The organism is Vibrio ordalii ATCC 33509, from assembly GCA_000257205.1.
Taxonomy (GTDB): Bacteria; Pseudomonadota; Gammaproteobacteria; order Enterobacterales; family Vibrionaceae; genus Vibrio; species Vibrio ordalii.
Map to the genome: position 1 here is coordinate 1 of AEZC01000108.1, position 7,736 is coordinate 7,736.

General features: G+C 46.3%; 8 protein-coding genes. All 8 read left to right on the forward strand.

Features of this window, described 5'->3' with window-relative positions:
- The coding region (locus VOR_RS17780) for a DUF2861 family protein (protein ID WP_010319175.1) at positions 1-356 on the forward strand (356 nt) is incomplete at its 5' end.
- Positions 357-372: 16 nt separating this feature from the next.
- Positions 373-546, forward strand: coding sequence for a DUF2861 family protein (locus tag VOR_RS19080; RefSeq protein ID WP_491066624.1), 174 nt, complete (start codon positions 373-375; stop codon positions 544-546).
- A 75-nt stretch (positions 547-621) separates the two neighbouring features.
- On the forward strand, positions 622-2,919 hold the full coding sequence (locus VOR_RS0107925) for a glycoside hydrolase (RefSeq protein WP_010319176.1): 2,298 nt from the start codon (positions 622-624) through the stop codon (positions 2,917-2,919).
- Between the two features lie 154 nt (positions 2,920-3,073).
- Positions 3,074-3,670 (forward strand): TetR/AcrR family transcriptional regulator, encoded by a 597-nt coding sequence (locus VOR_RS0107930; protein ID WP_010319177.1) that lies wholly within the window; start codon positions 3,074-3,076, stop codon positions 3,668-3,670.
- A gap of 84 nt (positions 3,671-3,754) precedes the next feature.
- Entirely contained in the window at positions 3,755-4,786 is a 1,032-nt protein-coding gene (gene curA / locus VOR_RS0107935; protein ID WP_010319178.1) for an NADPH-dependent curcumin/dihydrocurcumin reductase, read from the forward strand.
- A gap of 13 nt (positions 4,787-4,799) precedes the next feature.
- Positions 4,800-5,414 (forward strand): glutathione S-transferase family protein, encoded by a 615-nt coding sequence (locus VOR_RS0107940; RefSeq protein WP_010319179.1) that lies wholly within the window; start codon positions 4,800-4,802, stop codon positions 5,412-5,414.
- A gap of 145 nt (positions 5,415-5,559) precedes the next feature.
- Entirely contained in the window at positions 5,560-7,134 is a 1,575-nt protein-coding gene (locus VOR_RS0107945) for a YjjI family glycine radical enzyme (RefSeq protein ID WP_010319180.1), read from the forward strand.
- On the forward strand, positions 7,134-7,736 hold a 603-nt coding region (locus VOR_RS0107950), incomplete at its 3' end, for a YjjW family glycine radical enzyme activase (RefSeq protein WP_010319181.1). The genes VOR_RS0107945 and VOR_RS0107950, both read left to right, overlap by 1 nt.

Below are 7,736 nucleotides of genomic sequence, written 5' to 3' on the forward strand. Positions count from 1 at the left end.
AAAAAACCAACGTGATGCAGCAAGGTTACCAGTTTAAATTATCAATGGAGGGAGCGAAGCTGCCTAGCCAGGTTGAACTTCTTGGCCCTGACAATAGCTTGATCATCTCACAGAGCCAAGTAACGTCATCAGCCCCTTATATAGAATTAGAAAGCCCAGAGCTGCTCTTTGCTCCCCAAGATGGCGTTTATCGACTGACACTCGACAAACAGCACTATTGGTTAGTTCTTACCATGCCTTTTGGCTCCACATGGTTGCAATCCGCCTCTCCCAACGGTGGCTACCCACTAGCGCTTGAGTCCCCCACTGCATTGACAAATTGCCCCCCCAACAAGCCTTGCTTGGCAATGGTTTGACGACCAATTTCAGTTAATCAAGCAGCAAGATATGGTAGCAATAAGTAATACTCAGCAATTATTGGACAAACCAAGCTCATCCCCCAGCTCGGCTAAATGGCTCAGTACTCTGATCAAAACTATCGAGTATCAAGGAACAATCAAAGTGGAATATGTACAACGTTTGACTCTGCCAAAGCAGGCTCAATGAAGACATCAGGGTGACAATTGATTTGTCGATTTCTTATGTAATCAGCATACCGAGACACACTGGAAATGACAAACCATGTATAAACCACTTTGTTCTTTATTGATCACTTGTACGCCACTTTTGGCGTTGGCTAGCCAATCACAACCGGCGTCAATTACACTGCATAATCAAAACCAAACCGTGCAAATAGAGCCACAAAATTTTGCTATTGATTGGCAGCAAAATGTCCAGCTAACCATTAACCAAGGCCAGCTAACCGTTAACGGCCAGCCACAGCAAGTCAGCCAACTGCAACAAGATAATCAACATCACGCCTCTTGGCTGCTTGTTCCTAGCCAGTTAAAGGTTGAGGCCAATTTACAACAAACATTGAAGCTGTCGATTACCGCGAGCGCCGAGAGTAAAATCTCTCGTGCTAAACCGTTAACCGTGCAGTGGTTTGAACTGCCTGAGCAGCAAAGCAAAACGCTCATTCTTCCTTTTAGTGAAGGAATGCGGATTCCAACGGATAACCCACAGTGGGTGAACTACCTCATAGCGGAACGCTCTGCCAGCAATACCACCCAAGATCTCAAAATGCCATTTTGGAGTGTGGAAGCAAGCGATGAGCAGTACGTGAGCTACCAACTCAATACCGCCACCAACAACAAACTCAATTTTAGCGCCAAGCAAAACAAGCTAGACATGCAAGCCACGCACGCTTTCACTGTGCTCAACAAAAATGAGCCTTTTGAGGTGGAAATCTCTATTGGCAACTCGCCGTTAGATGGCGCAAAACGTTATCGCCAGTGGCGAAAAGAGAATGGACTATCGCAAACGCTCGAACAGAAAGCGCAGCAAAATCCGGCCATAAAAGAGCTTATCGGCGCAAGCCATGTCTATCTGTTTGGTAGAGACTTACTCTCTGAGCAAGATGTTAGCGACTTCTGGGCATTGAAAGCTTGGTATTTTGAGCAGCCGCAGTGGACAGCGTCAAACGAAGCACTCAAAGAACTCAAACCGCTCATCAAGGGCAAAGATTTCTTAAGCCGCTATCATAAACGTTTGCTGATTGAAGAGGTGAATAATGGGCTGAACTCTTGGATCAAAGAGTCGCCCTCAAATAACGAGGCTGGAATTGCCAGCCAATACCAAGCCGCTCAGGCACGAAAAGCATGGCTCGCAGAGCAGAAGCTAACGTTTCTACGTGATGCCAGCACTTGGGGACAGGGGCTATCGACTTCCATGATTGACGCACTCAGCTCAGCTGGTTTGCAGCACCTCTGGCTAGGTTTGGATAATTGGATGCCCGCCTTTTACCAGCCACAAGTGGTTGACCAAACAAAACAAGCTGGCTACTTAGTTGGGGTGTACGACTCCTACAATACCGCCATTGCAAAAGGCATCAACGATGGTTGGCTTACCGCGCAGCTACCGGATTCGATGCGTGAGCAATGTGCGATAGAAAACGCCGACGGTAAACAACATAAAGGATTTCGTGGCAACGGCTTTTACCTTAACCCTGCCTGCCAATTAGGATTTGCGCAGCAACGCATTGCGGCGATTTTAAAATATGGCCGCTTTAACAGCCTGTTTCTTGATGTGGATGGGACCGGAATGGCCCGTGAAGATTACTCATACCAAGAGGGCCAAGGAATGAAAGAAAGCGCGATGCTGGAGGCATTCAATCAACGCATGCGCTGGATAGCCAATGAACAGAATGTGGTTCTCGGCTCTGAAGATGGTAACAGCCTGACGGCACAAGGGCTCGCCTTTGCTCATGGTTTAGAAACGGTAGGATTTGGCTGGACAGATCCGGATATGAAAACTAACCGTCAATCGCCTTATTTTCTTGGGGCATGGTTTCCAGACAATAAACCCGATTTTTTCTTCAAACCCGCACAAGTCAAAGAGCCGTACAAAACACTGTTATTTGCACCGCAATACCGTATTCCTCTCTATCAGGCCGTGTTCCATGATGAGGTGATCAGCAGTCACCACTGGCACAGCGACAGCGTGAAGTTTTCCAATGTGCAAGCGGAGCGAGATTTAATCGCCATGCTGTATAACACCCCAGCGATGATTCACCTTAGCCGTGATGAAGCGACGCCTAACAGCGCTCGAGTCAACGCATTACGCCGCTATCAACAAGGGTTTACACCAATCCATGAAGTAGTGTGGAACCAACCTTTAGTCGATTTTAAATGGCTTGATGAACAAGGGATGGTACAACAAACAACCTTTGGTGATGGCAGTAAAATTACCGCCAATTTCTCTACGCAGCCATATAAAAAAGAGGATAAGGAAATAGTTCCAGCCTTGACTATTCAAGCTGAACCCAGCAATGGGCAAAACCTCATTTGGCCATCGGATACGCTAAAGACAGAAAAATAGTCTCATCGCTCACTCATTAAAAGATAAATAATAGTGCGACACTTCAAGGAGGAAGCGTCCATTTCTGTTATTCAGCAACCATAGCCAGTAGCACAAAGACAATATGGGCACACAAAACTAGACGACTGGTCTAATTTGAATTATAGTGCCGTCCATGAATACAAAAACCCATGATACTCGCCAACACATCCTTGAGGTCGGTTACCAACTTGTCGTAACCAAAGGCTTCACCAGCGTAGGCTTGTCTGAATTATTAAAAACCGCTGATGTGCCCAAAGGCTCTTTCTATCACTACTTTAAGTCAAAAGAGCAATTTGGCGAGGCACTGATTACGGACTATTTTCAGCACTATTTAGTGCGGATCAATGCCCTGTTTAACCAAGAAGAAGGCAACGCCTACCAACACCTGATGCATTACTGGCAATGTTGGTATGAGCAGAGCAATGGCCTATGTAATGCACAGCGCTGCTTGGTGGTGAAATTAAGCGCGGAAGTTTCAGACTTGTCTGATGCGATGCGTGTTGCTTTATTGAAAGGTGCAGACAGCATTATTGAGGCGGTCGGAAAATGTATCCAAAAAGGGATCGACGACGGCTCCATTCACGTACAACACAGCCAGCAAACCGCAGAATTGCTTTATAACCTTTGGCTCGGCGCAAGTTTGCTCAGTAAACTGCGTCAAGATAACCAAGGACTTGCACAAGCGCTTACGAGCACCGAACACATTTTACAAGGCCAGTGCCCTAGTTAAGATTCACTCCGCTATTTCGATAGCGGTTTTTTTGAAACTCAAACTAGACGACTGGTCTAATTTAAAATAATAAAGGACTCTCCAATGACTGAACAAACTAACCGCCTCATTGTACTCGCTTCACGCCCTGTCGGTGCACCAACGCCGGCCAACTTTCGCTTAGAACATGCGCCTAAACCAACACCGGCCGCTGGTGAAGTACTGCTGCGTAGTGTTTATCTTTCACTTGACCCCTACATGCGCGTCCGCATGAGTGATGCTAAATCGTACGCCGATCCTGTCGCAATTGATGATGTCATGGTAGGCGGGACCGTGTGTCAAGTGGAAGTATCAAACCACCCAAAATTTGAGCAAGGTGAGTGGGTACTCGCTTATACCGGATGGCAGGATTACGCTATTTCTAACGGCGAAGGTTTACTCAAACTCGGTAAAAATCCAACCTCACCCTCATACGCACTAGGCATCATGGGAATGCCCGGTTTTACCGCTTATATGGGTTTGCTAGACATCGGCCAGCCGAAGCAAGGTGAAACGGTGGTAGTCGCCGCAGCTACTGGCCCAGTAGGGGCAACGGTTGGTCAAATTGCTAAAATCAAAGGCTGCCATGTGGTGGGCATTGCTGGCGGTGAAGAAAAATGTCGTTACGCTAAAGAAGTATTAGGTTTTGATGAATGTATTGATCACAAAGTTGACGATTTTGCAGAGCAATTGGCTAAAACATGTGCTCAAGGGATTGACGTTTACTACGAAAATGTCGGTGGCAAAGTCTTTGATGCGGTTTTACCTCTGCTTAACACAGCAGCGCGAGTTCCGCTGTGTGGCTTGATTTCTCAATACAATGCAACGTCGCTGCCTGAAGGACCTGATCGTCTCTCTATGCTGATGGGCACCTTGCTTACCAAACGAATTCGCATGCAAGGTTTCATTATTTTTGATGACTACGGCCATCGCTATAACGAATTTGCTACTGACATGACTCAATGGCTAAGCGAAGGGAAAGTGAAATACCGCGAGCAACTGATTGACGGTTTAGAAAACGCACCACAAGCCTTTATTGGTCTATTGGAAGGCAAAAACTTTGGCAAACTGGTTATCCAAATCAACCAACCACTTTAATAAGGACCGCATAATGATCAAACTTCACCATCTAAATAAATCACGCTCTAAGCGCATTATCTGGTTACTTGAAGAGCTAGGGGTTGAGTATCAAGTAGTTCCATATCAACGTGATAGTGTGACCTTTCTGGCACCGCCCGAACTAAAAAGCGTGCATCCGTTAGGTAAGTCACCTGTGATTGAAGACAATGGTTTGGTGATTGCTGAATCTGGCGCCATTACCGATTACCTGATAGAAAAATACGGCCAACACTTTGCGCCTCAGCGTGGCAGCGTGGAATATGTGCAATACCAGCAATGGCTCCACTTTGCAGAAAGCTCTGCCATATTGCCGCTGCTATTAAAAATGTTTGTTGCCAAAGATGGCTGTCAAACGAATTTCCTTGGTGGCTATGCAGAAAGCGAAACGGCCAAAGTGATGAGTTATTTTGACCAGTGTTTAGCGGGTAAACGCTACTTAGTGGCCGACCAACTCACTGGCGCTGATTTCATGATGTCATTCATTGCTGAAATATTGCTGACCAACGGAGCGATTACTCACTTCCCGAATATTGAACGTTACTTAGAGCAGCTCGCCACTCACCCTGCTTATCTAAAATCGAACCAAATCGAAGCGCAATACGCCTAACCTTAGGTTCCTGATGACGCCACTTCGACGATAACTAAGTGGCGTTTTTATTTCCATTATGGAAATGACTACTTGATGTATTATCAATAGTGAAAAGTAACCAAGCACATTAGGATTAAACCACAATAATATAAGGGTTTAATTCATGAGCCATTCACTCGATACACAGCAACGCTTCCAAGCCATCATCACTGACGCATACCTCTCGCCTAAACAAAAGTCACACTTCCTTGCGCTAGAGGCCGAAGCAAGCTTGCCCTATCTGAAACTCTCTCCTGAGTTAGCTCGTGCAATGGAACAAGACATTATCTGCGATATGTTTGAAGGCCATGCCCCTTTTAAACCACGTTACGTGTTGCCTGACTACGCCAAATTTTTAGCACAAGGCAGTGAGTATTTAGAGCTTTCGCCTGCCAGTAATTTTGATGAAGCACTCAATATGCTGACCATTTTGTACCATCACGTGCCTTCAGTGACCTCTATTCCTGTCTATTTGGGGCAATTGGATAGCGTGTTATTACCCTATGTGGGCGAACTGAGCGAAGTGGCGATTTATCAAAAATTGAAGCTGTTTTGGATCATGCTTGATCGCACTCTGCCCGATGCTTTCATGCACGCCAACATCGGCCCGAGCGACAATATTATTTGTCGGACTATTTTACGTGTCGATGCTGAACTGAAACAGATCGCTCCCAACCTTACCTTCATGTATGACCCTTCCATCACCCCTGACGATTTACTGCGCCAAGCGACCGATAATATCTGTCAATGCAGTAAACCGCACATCGCCAACTATCCGATTCATACCACCGCCTATGGCGAGCAAGGTTTTGGTATTGTCAGTTGCTACAACTCACTTCCTTTAGCGGGTGGCTGCAATACTTTGGTCAGAATGAATTTAAAAGAGGCCGCGAAAAAAGCCTGTGACCGCCAAACATTTTTAGATCAGATTCTACCCACTTACAGCCAATATATGATTGATCTGATGGATGTTCGAGCTGCTCATCTGCACCAACAATCTCATTTTTTTGAAGGTTTTCTGACTCAAGAAGGGTTGATTGAAGAATCTCGTTTCGCACCGATGTTTGGCATTTATGGCATGGCTGAAGCCGTTAACCTATTACTGGAAAAGGAGCAGAGTAACGCTCGTTATGGCCATGATGATATCGCCAACCAATTAGGCATCGCCATTTCCGCCAAGCTGGCCAACATTGTACAAAACTCACCAGTCAAATATGGCTTCAACGGCCGTGCTTTGCTGCACGCGCAAGGTGGTATCAGCCTTGATCTTGATGTCACTCCGGGCGTGCGCATCCCTTATGGCACCGAACCCAACCCGATTGAATATGTACAAGCAACGGCTGGACATCATCAATATTACACCTCTGGTATCAGCGATATTTTAACTCTGGATGAAACCATAAAGGCCAACCCAGAGGCGATGTTCAACCTATGTAAAGGAGCCCTCCACTCTGGCTATCGCGAATTTACGGCCAACGTGGCTTCGAACGATTTAGTTCGCATTACGGGTTACATGGTGAAATTGTCTGAAATAGCGCAATTTGAGCAGCGCGGATCACGCAACAACACCACGTTTCTTGGGGCAGAAGCGGCCAAAAACACGGCCGTACTCAAGCGAAAAGCACGCGTGGTTAGCCATGAAATGCAACCGGCTTATCAGCTAAACTCTGTCAGCCAAGCTAATGGTAAGCCAAACTAATGGTGAGTGGAAAACAGCCGCTCCGAGCAAAAGTCAGCCGAGTGCTGACTTTCTCCTGCGTTGATGGCCCGGGCAACCGACTGGTCATTTTTATGCAAGGTTGCAACTTCAATTGCTTGTCTTGCCATAACCCACATACGATTCGTCACTGTCACCATTGCGGTGATTGTGTTGCAACCTGCCTATCGCAAGCACTGCGCCTCAATGCTGACCAGCAAGTCGAATGGCTAGCAGATAAATGCACTCACTGCGATCGCTGCATTGAGCACTGCATGCACCAATCAAACCCCAAAATTCATCACTACAGTGTTGAACAACTCGTGGAACTTATCCGCCGAAATCATTATTTCTTAGCCGGTATTACCATTTCAGGTGGGGAAGCAACCCTACAACTTCCGTTTATCATCGCTCTTTTCAAAGCCATCAAACACGATGAAGAATTGAAACATCTCAGCTGTTTTATTGATAGTAATGGCTCACTATCCGAATCGGGATGGGACAAAATCTCGCCCTATTTGGATGGAGCGATGATCGATTTAAAAGCTTGGCAAGAGGAGACGCATCGGTGGCTAACCGGACGCAATAAGCATAGAGTGATACGC

What these genes read in the sequence shown, in the direction of transcription:
- VOR_RS0107925 (WP_010319176.1), top strand. Translation starts at nt 622, where the DNA reads ATGTATAAACCACTTTGTTCTTTATTGATCACTTGTACGCCACTTTTG.
- VOR_RS0107930 (WP_010319177.1), top strand. Translation starts at nt 3,074, where the DNA reads ATGAATACAAAAACCCATGATACTCGCCAACACATCCTTGAGGTCGGT.
- curA (WP_010319178.1), top strand. Translation starts at nt 3,755, where the DNA reads ATGACTGAACAAACTAACCGCCTCATTGTACTCGCTTCACGCCCTGTC.
- VOR_RS0107940 (WP_010319179.1), top strand. Translation starts at nt 4,800, where the DNA reads ATGATCAAACTTCACCATCTAAATAAATCACGCTCTAAGCGCATTATC.
- VOR_RS0107945 (WP_010319180.1), top strand. Translation starts at nt 5,560, where the DNA reads ATGAGCCATTCACTCGATACACAGCAACGCTTCCAAGCCATCATCACT.